The sequence below is a fragment of the Marinobacterium marisflavi genome, assembly GCF_982447095.1.
Genome location: NZ_OZ457898.1, coordinates 23,692 through 36,453, shown reverse-complemented (window position 1 = coordinate 36,453; position 12,762 = coordinate 23,692). Strand labels below are relative to the sequence as shown.

Annotated in this window: 14 protein-coding genes and 3 tRNA genes; 9 read left to right on the top strand and 8 right to left on the bottom strand. The window is 53.7% G+C overall.

From position 1 onward, the window contains the following. Window positions 1–19: 19 nt before the first annotated feature. The 3 genes from mutY to AC1WNR_RS00170 all read left to right on the top strand — a co-directional run bounded on the left by mutY (window position 20) and on the right by AC1WNR_RS00170 (window position 1,487). Window positions 20–1,072, top strand: a complete 1,053-nt coding sequence (gene mutY / locus AC1WNR_RS00180) for an A/G-specific adenine glycosylase (RefSeq protein WP_481642543.1) — start codon at window positions 20–22, stop codon at window positions 1,070–1,072. Window position 1,073: 1 nt separating this feature from the next. Beyond that, window positions 1,074–1,346 carry an oxidative damage protection protein gene (locus AC1WNR_RS00175; RefSeq protein ID WP_481642542.1) on the top strand — a complete coding sequence of 91 codons (273 nt, stop codon included), beginning with the start codon at window positions 1,074–1,076 and terminating at the stop codon, window positions 1,344–1,346. Between the two features lie 65 nt (window positions 1,347–1,411). Then, window positions 1,412–1,487 (top strand) — tRNA-Phe (locus AC1WNR_RS00170). A gap of 463 nt (window positions 1,488–1,950) precedes the next feature. Here AC1WNR_RS00170 and AC1WNR_RS00165 read toward each other — a convergent pair. Both AC1WNR_RS00165 and AC1WNR_RS00160 read right to left on the bottom strand, forming a co-directional pair. After that, window positions 1,951–2,355 (bottom strand): GFA family protein, encoded by a 405-nt coding sequence (locus AC1WNR_RS00165; RefSeq protein WP_481642541.1) that lies wholly within the window; start codon window positions 2,353–2,355, stop codon window positions 1,951–1,953. A gap of 13 nt (window positions 2,356–2,368) precedes the next feature. Next, the gene (locus AC1WNR_RS00160) at window positions 2,369–2,995 is read right to left on the bottom strand and encodes a hypothetical protein (RefSeq protein WP_481642540.1); all 627 of its coding nucleotides are present in this window, start codon (window positions 2,993–2,995) and stop codon (window positions 2,369–2,371) included. A gap of 195 nt (window positions 2,996–3,190) precedes the next feature. On the opposite strand from AC1WNR_RS00160, the gene AC1WNR_RS00155 reads away from it, so the two are divergent. Together AC1WNR_RS00155 and chrA are read left to right on the top strand one after the other, a co-directional pair. Continuing rightward, complete coding sequence (locus AC1WNR_RS00155; RefSeq protein ID WP_481642539.1) at window positions 3,191–3,718, top strand: OmpA family protein; 528 nt, start codon at window positions 3,191–3,193, stop codon at window positions 3,716–3,718. Window positions 3,719–3,786: 68 nt separating this feature from the next. Beyond that, complete coding sequence (gene chrA, locus AC1WNR_RS00150; RefSeq protein WP_481642538.1) at window positions 3,787–4,944, top strand: chromate efflux transporter; 1,158 nt, start codon at window positions 3,787–3,789, stop codon at window positions 4,942–4,944. A gap of 13 nt (window positions 4,945–4,957) precedes the next feature. On the opposite strand, the gene AC1WNR_RS00145 is transcribed toward chrA, so the two are convergent. The 3 genes from AC1WNR_RS00145 to znuA all read right to left on the bottom strand — a co-directional run bounded on the left by AC1WNR_RS00145 (window position 4,958) and on the right by znuA (window position 6,292). After that, window positions 4,958–5,044: transfer RNA gene (locus AC1WNR_RS00145), tRNA-Leu, on the bottom strand. A 95-nt stretch (window positions 5,045–5,139) separates the two neighbouring features. Beyond that, a tRNA-Leu gene (locus tag AC1WNR_RS00140) sits at window positions 5,140–5,226 on the bottom strand. A gap of 94 nt (window positions 5,227–5,320) precedes the next feature. Next, complete coding sequence (gene znuA / locus AC1WNR_RS00135) at window positions 5,321–6,292, bottom strand: zinc ABC transporter substrate-binding protein ZnuA (protein ID WP_481642537.1); 972 nt, start codon at window positions 6,290–6,292, stop codon at window positions 5,321–5,323. Window positions 6,293–6,358: 66 nt separating this feature from the next. On the opposite strand from znuA, the gene AC1WNR_RS00130 reads away from it, so the two are divergent. The 4 genes from AC1WNR_RS00130 to AC1WNR_RS00115 are packed head-to-tail and all read left to right on the top strand — an operon-like array spanning window position 6,359 to window position 9,759. Continuing rightward, window positions 6,359–6,862, top strand: a complete 504-nt coding sequence (locus tag AC1WNR_RS00130) for a Fur family transcriptional regulator (RefSeq protein ID WP_481642536.1) — start codon at window positions 6,359–6,361, stop codon at window positions 6,860–6,862. After that, a complete protein-coding gene (gene znuC, locus AC1WNR_RS00125) occupies window positions 6,859–7,632 on the top strand; it encodes a zinc ABC transporter ATP-binding protein ZnuC (RefSeq protein WP_481642535.1) in 774 nt (257 codons plus the stop codon). Before AC1WNR_RS00130 ends, znuC begins: the two co-directional genes overlap by 4 nt. Further along, entirely contained in the window at window positions 7,625–8,413 is a 789-nt protein-coding gene (gene znuB / locus AC1WNR_RS00120) for a zinc ABC transporter permease subunit ZnuB (protein WP_481642534.1), read from the top strand. Before znuC ends, znuB begins: the two co-directional genes overlap by 8 nt. Further along, window positions 8,410–9,759 (top strand): MATE family efflux transporter, encoded by a 1,350-nt coding sequence (locus AC1WNR_RS00115; RefSeq protein ID WP_481642533.1) that lies wholly within the window; start codon window positions 8,410–8,412, stop codon window positions 9,757–9,759. Before znuB ends, AC1WNR_RS00115 begins: the two co-directional genes overlap by 4 nt. Before the next feature lie 6 nt (window positions 9,760–9,765). Here AC1WNR_RS00115 and AC1WNR_RS00110 read toward each other — a convergent pair whose 3' ends face one another. From AC1WNR_RS00110 to prlC, 3 genes are read right to left on the bottom strand one after another with little or no spacing between them, the layout of a single operon-like run. After that, the gene (locus tag AC1WNR_RS00110) at window positions 9,766–10,368 is read right to left on the bottom strand and encodes a DNA-3-methyladenine glycosylase I (protein WP_481642532.1); all 603 of its coding nucleotides are present in this window, start codon (window positions 10,366–10,368) and stop codon (window positions 9,766–9,768) included. Window position 10,369: 1 nt separating this feature from the next. Beyond that, window positions 10,370–10,651: a YheV family putative zinc ribbon protein gene (locus tag AC1WNR_RS00105; RefSeq protein ID WP_481642531.1), complete on the bottom strand. Its 282-nt coding sequence runs from the start codon at window positions 10,649–10,651 to the stop codon at window positions 10,370–10,372. Then, window positions 10,648–12,678, bottom strand: coding sequence for an oligopeptidase A (gene prlC / locus AC1WNR_RS00100; RefSeq protein ID WP_481642530.1), 2,031 nt, complete (start codon window positions 12,676–12,678; stop codon window positions 10,648–10,650). Before prlC ends, AC1WNR_RS00105 begins: the two co-directional genes overlap by 4 nt. Window positions 12,679–12,762 lie beyond the last annotated feature (84 nt).

The following is a 12,762-nucleotide window of genomic DNA, read 5'->3' as shown; positions in this document are numbered from 1 at the left end:
TAGGAGTCTGCCTCCCCGAATGAGTGGATTTGATTTTAGCGCGGCCGTGCTGAGCTGGTTTGATCAGCACGGCCGCAAGCACCTCCCTTGGCAACAGGAGAAGAGTGCGTATAACACCTGGATCTCGGAGATCATGCTGCAACAGACGCAGGTGGCTACCGTCATTCCCTATTATCAGCGCTTTATGGAGCGTTTCCCAACGGTTTCCGATCTAGCTCAAGCGCCGATTGATGAGGTGCTGCATCTGTGGACTGGCCTTGGCTACTATGCTCGCGCTCGCAATTTACACAAGGCAGCACAATACGTGGCTACGGACTTTGGCGGGATATTTCCTACCGACCCCGAGCAGCTCGAGACGCTTCCAGGCATCGGTCGCTCCACCGCCGGTGCAATCGCCTCAATTGCTGGTGGGCGCCGCGCCGCTATTCTGGACGGCAACGTAAAACGGGTACTAGCGCGCTTTGCAGGTGTTGAGGGCTGGGCCGGTACAACTAGTGTGCAGAAGGAGCTTTGGAAGCTCGCCGAAGCGCTAACACCAACCGAAAGGGTTGGCGACTATACCCAGGCGATGATGGACTTGGGTGCAACGCTCTGTACCCGCAGCAAACCTGAGTGCGATCGATGTCCATTAGCACAGCATTGCAAGGCACTCAGTCAAAATCGGGTAACCGAGCTGCCGCACCCTCGCCCTAAGAAAGTTCTGCCCGAGAAACAGACTTTAGTGCTGATTGTGCGCCGTGGCTCTGAGGTGCTGCTGCAGCAGAGGCCACCCACGGGAATCTGGGGCGGACTCTACAGCTTCCCGGAGACACCGGATCTGCGCGACCTACCCCAAGGCTGGCAGCTCAATATCGATCGGGTGAAACCGCTCGCCCCTTTACGCCACACGTTTTCGCACTACCACCTCGACATTACACCGATGTTAGTCGATGCATCCGATCTCGATTTTGCTGCGTTAATGGAAGAGCGGGCTTCGCTTTGGTATAACAGCGACCAACCCACAGAGATCGGCCTGGCAGCCCCGGTAAAAAAGTTGCTGGCCAACCTGAATAAGCTCGACACTGGAGACTAAGATGAGCCGTACCGTTTTTTGTAAGAAGTTCAAAGAGGAACTCGAAGGCCTCGAGCGCGCACCCTACCCCGGCCCAATCGGGCAGGACATCTTCGACAACGTTTCGAAGAAGGCGTGGCAGGAGTGGACTGATCACCAAACCATGCTGATCAACGAGAAACACCTAAGCCTAATGGACCCGGCTAGCCGTAAATTCCTGCAGGAAGAGATGCAGAAATTCCTTTCCGGCGAAGAGTACGCGCAGGCCGAAGGATACGTTCCACCGAGCAAATAAGAGAATTCCCCTCTTAGCTGTTGACAGCCCAATCCAATCTCGGTTTAATACGCGCCTCCTGAGTTGCCTCGATAGCTCAGTTGGTAGAGCAGAGGATTGAAAATCCTCGTGTCGGTGGTTCGATTCCGCCTCGAGGCACCAAACAAAACAGCCGCGCGTTTATGTGCGGCTTTTTTGTTTGGATTCCTTGCGGTTGGATGAGAATCACAATCGGTTCGACCAACTCCGACGAGTAGGAGGAGTTGGCGACGAGCAAGCAAAGCTTGCGAAGCCCGAAGGGTCAAAATACCCAAAAGGTATTTTGATCATTCCGCCTCGAGGCACCATTAAAAAAGCCGCGCTACTTAGTGCGGCTTTTTTAATGGTTTTTCGGGGCCGGATGAGAAGCACGACCCGGTGGTTCGACAAAATTTCCAAGAGCAATTTTGGACGCCCGAAGGGCGGGCCCAACGGGCCGAGGGCCAGGATGGCCCGAGCATTCCGCTCGCACATCCCTGTGCTCGCCCCTTACGGGTGACGCTGCGCGTCAGGGCAAAACGGCTGTCCTGCCGTTTTGTCCGCTCGAAATCCCTGATGCTTCAAAAATCACCTGCTACGCACGCACCTACTTCATAAATTTCTCAAAACGCGGCGCTTCCAACCCAGCCTCATACCAGCTACCCCTTTCAGGCCAAAAAATATTCGCCATCGGTGTCATTGACGGCTGACCGTCCAAAGAACCTGCCGGTACAACCCACATACCACTTGCGCGTGAGGTGTACGGAACGCCTGAACCACACTCGCTGCAAAACGCTTTGCTCAGCGAGCGCCCGGGCAGATCGAATCGCTTGATAAGATTCTCGCCGGTCAACCACTCTAAATTATTCGGCACAGCAAAGAGGTTGGATGCATGAGCGGACCCTGTGGCTTTCTGGCACTGGGTGCAATGGCACATAAAGAAGCGTTTGAACTCGTTTTTAACGCGGTACTGAACCGCACCGCAGAGGCATGAACCATTGAGTGTGGACATTAGTAGCGCTCCTCTACATCTTCTTAGTCGTTTCAACGCCGACCCGATTAAACAACCAACTCCGTATCTTGCTGCGCACCAGATAGACCACCATAAACACTGCAGCAGCGCCTAGCATATCGCCAGCCAGAAAACGCAACCAAATTTGAGACTCAGGTGTGACGCCATTCAGAAGGCTTGCGAAATAGGAGTTCAATAATGAGCTGATCAACGCAATTACCAACACTTTACGCCCTAATAGCAACGTATTCCTACCAGCTAGCACATCCGAGCCATCTTCAAAGCCGCCGCGCTCTAGGTAACTAATCAAAAAAACGGGAATATAGACACCCAAGACTGCGATGGCACCAAAACTGAACGCGAACTCAAAGTCATAGGTGTACATGTAGATGCCGATCGTCTGCCCCACCAAAATAGGAAAGACGGCAAGATGGCCATAAAGAGTGGCCACAATCACTTTTACACCGTGAGGGATAAACATCAAACTGGCAATTTGAACCACAGCGGGCTCGAATAATCGGCTCTCAATTGGGAAAATGACGTAGTTCTGAATCAGAAATGAGCACAGATAGAGTATGAAAATACCAAAGCTCAGTTTGATATCGTCCGGACGCATCGGCGTAACTCTTGGGTTCCGCATTTTTCGTGTGCTCTTTGCAACTGAATGAGCCGTTGTGGCTCTTTCCACCCCTATGAGTATACACCTTAATTCGCCATGCCCTAGTTGTTCTCGCTAGCTGTACTTGTGGACCTCTACATCTCGCCTATATTTAAGAAGTCAGACCAACAAGGCCGCTACAGATCGGCCGATCGATCTGTAGTAGAGGAGAACCTAATGCGCGCGATCAAACTTCCACTCACGCTAGTGGCCACCAGTCTATTTCTCGGGGGCTGCTCAGTCTATTCGACTGCCGTGAATTCACTAGGGCCTGAAGATCCCGTGTCGGATCTACGCGAGCCGGCTGGTGAGTATGTGTTGTCAGAGGAGCCGCCTGTGTTCTGTCCTGCACCAGATCCAATGAAACCCCCTGCGCCGATAATTCGCACAGTCTACTTCAACAATGACACCACCGATCTAACCGATGAATCAAAGGCCAAGATTGACGCGATATACAGCGATATCCTGACATATCCCGCTGCCGAAATACTGGTTGTAGGGCATACCGATACCCAAGCTTCTGCGGCATACAATATTGCACTATCCGAGCGCCGCGCCGAATTAATTCGCCAGAGCCTAATTGAAATCGGAATCGATCCAGCAATTATCACCACAGAGGGTCGCGGTGAAACCGATCTGCTGGTACCCACCGCAGATAACGTAAGTGAGGTACGCAATCGTCGAGTCGTTATTGACGTTCACTAGCAATCGGTGCGTCGCCTGACTTAGGTAACGCTATTAAACTTCATGCACTAGCAGGGTATAAATAGCGCATGAACTCAAAACTATCTCTCTTCTTTATTTTCTTTCGACTCGGCCTCACCTCCTTTGGTGGACCCGTCGCTCACCTAGGCTATTTCCGCGATGAATTTGTATCCCGCAGAGGCTGGTTCAGTGAGCAGCAGTACGCCGACAACGTAGCACTTTGCCAACTCATTCCCGGCCCAGCCTCGAGCCAAGTCGGGCTTCTTATAGGTTATCAGCGCGCAGGCTACTTAGGTGCGCTGTTAGCTTGGCTGGGCTTCACACTCCCTTCGGCCGCAGCACTCGGCTATCTGGGGGTGAGCCTAGCCAATCCCTCCACCACTCTGCCGCCGCTCTTACTGTTACTTCTCAAGGTGATCGCAATCGCAGTGGTATTGCAGGCCGTGATTGGGATGGCTCGCAACTTCTGCAAAACACCCACTAATCTCTTACTGATGATCGGCTGTGCAATCATATTATCGCTGGCTGCCTCTCCCTGGCTAACTCCGATACTGATACTGATAGCTGGCACAATATCTGTGACACTGGACTCAGCGCGGCACTCAATACGAAAGCTAAGCGTGCAACTTAGTCTACCCAGTATCTTGTGGTTAGCGGTGTTCACTGGGGGCCTATTAACTCTGCCAGTTCTAGCCTCAAGCGGTAGTCAGTTAATACAGCTGTTGGATGGTTTCTTTCGTGCAGGAGCTCTGGTTTTTGGAGGCGGGCATGTGGTGTTACCGCTATTGGCGGATGCGACCGTCGCGAGAGATTTAATCAGTTCAGACATATTCATGTCTGGATATGGCGCAGCTCAAGCAGTTCCAGGCCCGCTCTTCACTTTCGCGGCTTTTCTAGGTGGCGCATTAAATGGTGATGTCAGCACAGCCGTGCTGGCAACCCTCGCGATTTTTCTACCCGCCGTTGCACTCCTCTTCGGCGTTTTACCGATTTGGGAGCAGATCAAGACGCACAACACCATCAGAGTCGCGATCGCGGGTGCAAACGCTGCAGTTGTCGGCGTGCTTCTTTCCGCGCTGATTGGTATTTCACTGGAAACAATTACGTCGATCTACTTGGCGACCGGAGTTGTTGCTGTTTACGGTCTGATCGAGAAGGTCAAGATCCCAGCTTGGATGCTGGTTCTGGCAGCAACCCTGCTTTCTATGGGCGCTTCTGTGATCTAACAAGAATAGAGAGTGGTGCAGATGGGGAGACTCGAACTCCCACGCCCGTGAAGGCACTAGCACCTGAAGCTAGCGTGTCTACCAATTCCACCACATCTGCGTGTTGTCATTTTTGAAGGGCTGACGACCCAATCGAATTGTTACTTTCCTGGACAGTTAAACCGCTGCAGCCACTCTTTGTAGGTAGATAAAGAGTGGTGCAGATGGGGAGACTCGAACTCCCACGCCCGTGAAGGCACTAGCACCTGAAGCTAGCGTGTCTACCAATTCCACCACATCTGCTCGGAAAGTGCGGCGCATTATATAGATGCACCACTACCTTGTGAAGCCCCGCTGATAGTTTTTTAACCAGCCTCCAAACCGCGCTTTACGGCCATCACAGAGGTGCCAGGCAGCGCTGAAGCTGTTGGACTAAGCCCGACATAAACTGCTGGTAACTGCCCACCGCTGGCTCAATTGCGCCAGCCAGAGGATCAAGCTCTCCCTGGCGAACATTCAAACCACGGGTGACCGACTCAATGAGAGCAGCCGAATACTGTGGCTCAACAAAAACACAGTTCACTTGAGCCTGCTCCAGCTGCTGACGCAGCTGCGCCAGATGCTTAGCGCCGGGCTTGCGCGATGGATCGAGCGTAAAGAAACCGACTTGGTTCAAACCGTAATGCTCCACTAAGCCCTGGTAGGCGTCATGGAACACGAAAAAGCCCGTCTCTTTGTGAGGTTCCAACAGAACTGCCGCTTGGGAGTCGAACGCAACTAGGGGGCTGAGAAATGCATCGGTATTGGCAGCGATACGCTTAGCGCTAGCAGGAAAACGCTGCTGCAACTCCACGGACAAACGTTCAGCAAAATGCTCAGCCGATTCTGGGCTCAGCCAGGGGTGAAGATTGTCGTGGTCGTGACCCTCATGGACTTCATTTTCGTCATGGCCGTGCTCGTCGGCATGGTGGGCATGGTCGGAATGATCAGCATCATGATCGTGCTGTGATTCTTGGTGTTCGTGCTCGTCATGCTCGTGTTCTTCATGCGCATGCTCCTCTGCGGTTTCCAGCCAGCGCATATCAGCAACACCCGAGGCGGCAATCATCTTCGTCAGGTAGGGCTCCACATCGGGGCCAATCCAGATCATCAGTTCGGTTTCGTCAATCTTGCGGCGGTCAGACGGTTTAAGCGCGTAGTCGTGCGGTGAAGCACCCTCGGGGAGTAGCGTATGAACCTGTGCTACACCGTCAAGCAGTTCAGTGGCGATCAGTGAGATCGGTTTAATACTGGCAACCACCGTTGCGGCCGAAGCCGAGACAGAGAACAGCGCAGACGCAACGATAGTAAAGGAACGCTGAAACAACATAACTGACAAAACCCTATCGATAAAAAGTGTACTGTTATAATATAACGCCACTTCGGGAGGCGCATTATGCACACACAGGCCAACGCATTCAACAGCGATGCATTCAACAGCAACCACAATCATCAAAAATGCGTCAGCGCTGCACTGACAAGTGCCAAAGCGCTTTGTCGTGATCGTGGCCAGCGGTTAACACCGGTGCGCGAACTTGTATTGCGTCTGGTATGGCAGAGTCATCAGCCTCTGGGGGCCTATGAGCTGTTACCGCAGCTCGCTGAAGCAGGATTCAACTCAGCACCTCCAACCGTTTATCGTGCACTCGACTTTCTGCAAGAGCTTGGACTGATACACCGTATCGCCTCAATGAACGCTTTTATTGGTTGCAGCCATCCAGATGAAACACACCCCAACGCGTTCATGATCTGTCGCGAATGCAAGAGCGCGGCCGAGCTAGATACCGCCGAGCTTAACTCAGCGCTATCGGCTGCTGCCGGAACCCTGGGGTTTCAGGTCGAGCAGGAGAGTGTCGAGCTCATAGGGCTGTGCCAACATTGCCAGGGGGGCGCTAAGTGACCCACCCTGACCTAGCTCGTCTAGAGGGTATCGCCCTACAGGCGGGTAAAAAGCAGATTCTCAGTAATATCAATCTGTCGCTGCATGATGACTGCATCACCACACTGATTGGGCCCAATGGAGCCGGTAAATCGACGCTGGTGAAGATTCTTTTGGGACTGGTGAAGCCGACCAGTGGCAAGGTGTGGAAGCGTCCAGGACTTGTGGTCGGCTACATGCCGCAAAAAATCCAGATAGACCGTACCTTGCCGCTGACGGTGAAACGTTTCCTGCAGATTCCCTATAGCTACTCAAAATTAGAGATTGAGTCAGTACTCGCAGATGTAGGCGCGCCACATCTGTTGGACTACTCGATTCACGACCTCTCGGGCGGTGAGATGCAGCGTACGCTGTTGGCCCGTGCACTGCTGCGCAACCCAGATTTGTTGGTACTCGATGAACCCGTACAGGGAGTCGATATCAACGGCCAGACCGAACTCTACAACCTGATCACCAGTATTCGTAAAAAGCGACACTGCAGTGTGCTGATGATATCGCACGATCTGCATCTGGTTATGGCCTCGACTGATCACGTTATCTGCTTGAACACCCATGTCTGCTGTTCCGGCCACCCTGAGGCAGTCAGTGCCGACCCTGCCTATATCGAGCTATTCGGCGCGTCACACGCTGCAACTCTGGCGCTCTACAACCATCATCACAATCACAGCCATGACCTTCACGGTGACGTGGTTCAAGGCGAGCGCTGCGACGGAGATCATCACCATGGCTGATTTCCTGTTATACGCTCTTATCGCCGGTATCGCTGTGGCACTGGTATCCGGGCCCCTTGGCGCTTTCGTCGTCTGGCGAAGGATGGCTTATTTCGGTGACACGCTGGCTCACTCGGCACTACTGGGAATATCACTGGGTGTGCTGATGGATATCAATCTGAGTCTAGCCGTCGTGCTCTGCTGCGTTGGATTGGCTCTGGCACTTGTGGCGATGCAGCGCCAGCACTGGATCGCCAACGATACGTTGCTTGGTATTATGGCGCACAGTGCTCTATCGCTGGGGCTTGTTACCATATCGCTGCTCGATAATGTGCGCCTTGATCTGCAGGCCTATCTGTTTGGCGACCTACTCGCGATCACACCCGAGGACCTGCGCTGGATCCTAATTGGCGCAGTTATTGTGCTAGGCCTCGTGTACTGGCTATGGAAGCCTCTACTGGCGATTACTATCAACGAGGAGCTGGCTCAGGTCGAAGGGATTCACGTGTCGCGTTACCGTCTCATTCTCATGCTGCTAATAGCGATGGTCATAGCCGGGGCTATGAAACTTGTAGGCGTGCTGCTCATTACCTCTTTAATGATAATTCCGGCCGCAGCTGCACGGCGACTGTCGCAGACGCCAGAGCAGATGGCGATCTTTGCCGGCCTACTCGGCACGCTCTCCGTCTTGGGCGGTATTAGCCTCTCTTGGTTTATAGACACACCCGCCGGGCCGTCCGTAGTGGTCAGCGCCCTGGTTCTATTTATGCTGATATTTCTGGCACCACGAGCCCGCGCATGATCCGCGGCCAAGCTATCAAATGGCCTAGTCGCGAGATGCACAGTCGCGTCTGGGCGCTTGCCTGGCCGATGATGCTCTCTAATATCACGGTGCCTTTAGTTGGGCTGGTGGACTCGGCTGTAGTCGGGCATCTGGACGATCCGCGCCACCTTGGGGCGGTCGCTGTAGGCGCCACTCTATTTACGACCATCTACTGGGCGTTTGGCTTCTTGAGGATGGGCACCACGGGACTCGTGGCTCAGGCCGTTGGCCGCAATGATGGCGATCGTAATCGAACACTGTTAGCTCAGGGGATCATCTTCGCGCTGGTTCTGGCACTGGCGATGGTACTGCTGCAGTGGCCGCTACTTAATATTGGCTTGCAGCTAATGGGTGCGGAAGCTGAGGTGCTCGATAGCGCCTCAGATTACGCCTATACCCGCATCTACGGTGCACCCGCCGCCTTGATCAACTACGTGATTATTGGCTGGTTTGTAGGCAATCAGAATACACGCGTACCGCTCTACCTGCTGACACTGGTAAATCTGGTTAACCTTGCGCTCGACCTGCTGTTTGTAATGGGCTTTGGTTGGGGTGCTCAAGGTGTAGCCGCGGCCACGCTTGTCGCCGAATACGCCGGTCTGGTTGCAGGCCTCTATTTTGTCGCTCGCCAGCTTAAACTGGTGGATGGACAGATCAAACAGGAGTTGCTGACTCGGCTGGAGGCCTATCGTGCCTTGATACGGGTGAACCGCTATCTCTTTATCCGTACCGCACTGCTGCTGTTTATGTTCGCCTTCTTTACGTCCCAAGGTGCACGAATCAGTACCGAAGTGCTCTCGGCAAACGCTCTGCTGCTTAATTTTTTGATGCTCATTTCGCATGCACTTGATGGCTTTGCGCATGCCAGCGAGGCAGGCTGTGGGCGCTATGCTGGTGCCAACGACAAACCGGGGTTTTATGAGGCAGTCTTTAGCGCTGCAATCTGGTCGCTGGTGTTTGCGCTGGCACTAACCATGATCTTCTATCTTTTTGGCGAGCCGATATTGGGCCTGATGACCGATATCGATACGGTGATGGCGATCGCAGTCGACTATCTACCCTGGATTTGGGTGCTGCCAATCATTGCTGTAGGCAGCTACCTATTGGACGGGGTGTTAATTGGTACGACCCAGACACGGGCGATGCAGCAGATCATGTTGATTACCGTGCTGCTGGTATTCCTACCGCTCTGGTGGATAACTCAACCCTTGGAGAATACCGGTCTCTGGCTAACATTTACGCTAGCCTTTGTCGCGCGCGGGCTAGCTGGCCTCTACTACTACATCAAGTTTACGCGCGAAGAGCGCTGGTTCAACACCGATTAAGATCAACTAACTTAGAAAGCCAGCCCTGTCTGCCACGGCCCTAGCCCGAGCGTACTCGGGACAGCACTCGATATGGTCGTTGACGTAACCGCAGGCCTGTAGATACGCATAAACGATGGTGGAGCCGAAAAAGCGCATACCGCGTTTTTTCAAATCTTTCGCGATAACTTTAGAGAGATCCGTCTCGGCCGGTAGCTCTGCCATCGACTGCCAGCGGTTGGTTATGACCGAGCCGCCCATATGGCTGAATAGGTAATCGGAGAAGCTGCCAAACTCATCTACCAGCGCTAAGAACACTTTAGCGTTGCCGATAGAGGCTTCTATTTTTGCGCGGTTACGGATAACGCCGGGATCATCAAGCATCGCGGCTATCTCAGATTCGCCAAATTGCGCGACTTTTTCGGGATAGAAGTTAAGGTAGTGCTGGCGGTAGCCCTCGCGTTTGTTCAACACGGTGCGCCAGCTCAACCCTGCCTGAGCCGACTCCAGCACGACAAACTCGAACAGAGTCCTGTCATCTAGTTTTAGCTTACCCCACTCCTCATCGTGGTAGCGGTGCTCTATCTCAGAGTTGCGCGCCCAACCGCAGGTATGTGAGGTGTCACTCATACTAGTGATCCCTCTTCTGCAGCTTCGGATTCACAAAGAACTTAATCGGCTGAGCCTCGGGTTCAGTTGCTGGTGTGTTTTTCAGTGGATCCACACCCTCTTTCGAGACACGGGTCTCAAGCTCTTTGGGTTCCGGACGGCCATCAAGGCGCATTGAGTCCTCAAAACCACAATCCACACACTCGCGGTACTCGCGTTCGTCATCACGATACATACGGGTGCTATCCATCGCGGCACAGCGTGGACAGACCACGCCGGCCATAAAGCGTTTCACAACGCTCATGCTGCAATACCGGAGTGGCGTAGTAGTGCATCAACCTCAGGCTCACGGCCACGGAAAGCTACAAACAGCTCCATCGGCTCTTTCGAGCCCCCCTTCTCTAGAATCTCAGTGCGGAATGACTGACCGGTATCCGCATTGAAGATGCCCTCCTCTTCAAAGCGCGAGAAGGCATCCGCTGAGAGTACTTCGGCCCATTTGTAAGAGTAGTAGCCAGCCGCGTAACCACCGGCAAAGATATGGCTGAAACTGTGTTGAAAGCGATTAAATGCTGGCGGTGTGACAACAGCAACCTGCGAGCGCACCTGATCGAGTACTGCTTGCACCGAGGTGTCACCCGGCTGGTAATCACGGTGCAGTACAAAGTCAAACAACGAGAACTCGAGCTGGCGCACCATCATCATGCCCGACTGGAAGTGCTTCGCCTCCAGCAGGCGTTCGAGCATCTGTGCAGGCAGCGGCTCACCGGTTTCGTAATGGCCGGAGATCAGTGCCAAAGCCTCGGGCTCCCAGCACCAGTTCTCCATAAACTGGCTTGGCAGCTCTACTGCATCCCAAGCAACACCATTGATACCACTGATATCGGCGTGCTCCATCTGCGTCAGCATATGGTGCAGACCGTGGCCAAATTCGTGGAACAGCGTCGTTACCTCATCATGCGTCAGTAACGCCGGCTCACCCTTAATCGGCGGAGTAAAGTTGCAGACCAGATAAGCAACAGGCAACTGCAGACTGGTATCGATACGGCGGCGTACGCGGCAATCATCCATCCAGGCGCCACCGCGCTTGGCGGAACGTGCAAAGGGATCCAAATAGCAGTGTGCAACCACTTCACCGTCTCGGCTAAGTTCAAACAGGCGCACATCTTTGTGGTAGGTATCAAAATCCTGTAGCTCTCGCACACTGACATTGAACAAGCGCTCGGTTACACCGAACAGGCCTTCGAGAACACGTGGCAATGGGAAGTAAGGGCGCAGCTCCTGCTGCGATATATTGAAACGCTTCTGCTTTAGCTTCTCGGCATAGTAGGTCATATCCCAGGCTTCGAGTGTCTCAAGGCCGGACTCCTCGGCCGCGAACGCCCGCAGCTCCGCAACCTCTTTAGCCGCCTGCGGCTTACTACGCTCAGCCAGATCCTCGAGGAACTGTACGACCTGATCGGTCGACTGCGCCATCTTGGTTGCCAGCGAGTACTCGGCGTAGTTCTCAAACCCAAGCAGTTTGGCCAGCTCTAAACGGGCTGTCAGGATCTTCTGCATCAACTCAGAGTTGTCCCATTCACCCGCTTTCGGTCCCTGATCAGACGCTCGCGTCGCATAAGCGGTGTAGAACTCTTCGCGCAAAGCACGGTTGTCAGCGTGTAGCATCACTCCGTAGTAGACCGGGAAGTCCAGTGTCAGCACCCACCCCTCCAGCTCACGCGCCTCTGCAGCTGCTTTAGCTGCAACTAATACGTGCTCTGGCAAACCGGCTAGATCCGCTTCGTCAGTTACCTGCTTCACCCAACCCTGGGTCGCATCTAGGACGTTTTCAGAAAACTTAGTGGTCAGTTCAGAGAGCTCAAGCTGCAGTTCTGCGTAACGCTTCTGCTGCTCGCCTTCTAAACCAATCCCCGAAAGGCGGAAGTCACGTAGTGAGTTAGTAATTACTTTTTTCTGCGCAGTCGTTAATGTAGCGAAGGTGTCAGTCGCTGCAAAAGCTTCGAATGCCTGATAGAGCTTCTCGTTCTGGCCCAGCTCAGTGAAGTACTCCGAAAGCTTCGGCAGACAGGCGTTGTAGGCTTCACGCATCTCATCCGTGTTCTGCACCGCGTTAAGATGCGAGACGGGTGACCAAGCCTGCGCCAGCTCATCGTTCAGTTGCTCGATCTCACCGACCAGGCTCTGCCAGTCCGTCATCGGTTGCTCAACAAGTTCAGCAACACGCGCGCGGTTGCGACTCAGAAGCTCATCGATTGCAGGGACAACATGCTCGGGTTTAATCGCGCTAAAGTGCGGCAGAGAGGCTGGGGTAAGCAGCGGGTTGCTCATGGAGATCTCCGGAAATCTGGGAATTAATAACCTTTACTATAGAATGGGGGGCCTAGATCAGACTTTCAACCGGATAACGATATA

What these genes read in the sequence shown, in the direction of transcription:
- mutY (WP_481642543.1), top strand. Translation starts at nt 20, where the DNA reads ATGAGTGGATTTGATTTTAGCGCGGCCGTGCTGAGCTGGTTTGATCAG.
- AC1WNR_RS00175 (WP_481642542.1), top strand. Translation starts at nt 1,074, where the DNA reads ATGAGCCGTACCGTTTTTTGTAAGAAGTTCAAAGAGGAACTCGAAGGC.
- AC1WNR_RS00165 (WP_481642541.1), bottom strand. Translation starts at nt 2,355, where the DNA reads ATGTCCACACTCAATGGTTCATGCCTCTGCGGTGCGGTTCAGTACCGC.
- AC1WNR_RS00160 (WP_481642540.1), bottom strand. Translation starts at nt 2,995, where the DNA reads ATGCGGAACCCAAGAGTTACGCCGATGCGTCCGGACGATATCAAACTG.
- AC1WNR_RS00155 (WP_481642539.1), top strand. Translation starts at nt 3,191, where the DNA reads ATGCGCGCGATCAAACTTCCACTCACGCTAGTGGCCACCAGTCTATTT.
- chrA (WP_481642538.1), top strand. Translation starts at nt 3,787, where the DNA reads ATGAACTCAAAACTATCTCTCTTCTTTATTTTCTTTCGACTCGGCCTC.
- znuA (WP_481642537.1), bottom strand. Translation starts at nt 6,292, where the DNA reads ATGTTGTTTCAGCGTTCCTTTACTATCGTTGCGTCTGCGCTGTTCTCT.
- AC1WNR_RS00130 (WP_481642536.1), top strand. Translation starts at nt 6,359, where the DNA reads ATGCACACACAGGCCAACGCATTCAACAGCGATGCATTCAACAGCAAC.
- znuB (WP_481642534.1), top strand. Translation starts at nt 7,625, where the DNA reads ATGGCTGATTTCCTGTTATACGCTCTTATCGCCGGTATCGCTGTGGCA.
- AC1WNR_RS00115 (WP_481642533.1), top strand. Translation starts at nt 8,410, where the DNA reads ATGATCCGCGGCCAAGCTATCAAATGGCCTAGTCGCGAGATGCACAGT.
- AC1WNR_RS00110 (WP_481642532.1), bottom strand. Translation starts at nt 10,368, where the DNA reads ATGAGTGACACCTCACATACCTGCGGTTGGGCGCGCAACTCTGAGATA.
- AC1WNR_RS00105 (WP_481642531.1), bottom strand. Translation starts at nt 10,651, where the DNA reads ATGAGCGTTGTGAAACGCTTTATGGCCGGCGTGGTCTGTCCACGCTGT.
- prlC (WP_481642530.1), bottom strand. Translation starts at nt 12,678, where the DNA reads ATGAGCAACCCGCTGCTTACCCCAGCCTCTCTGCCGCACTTTAGCGCG.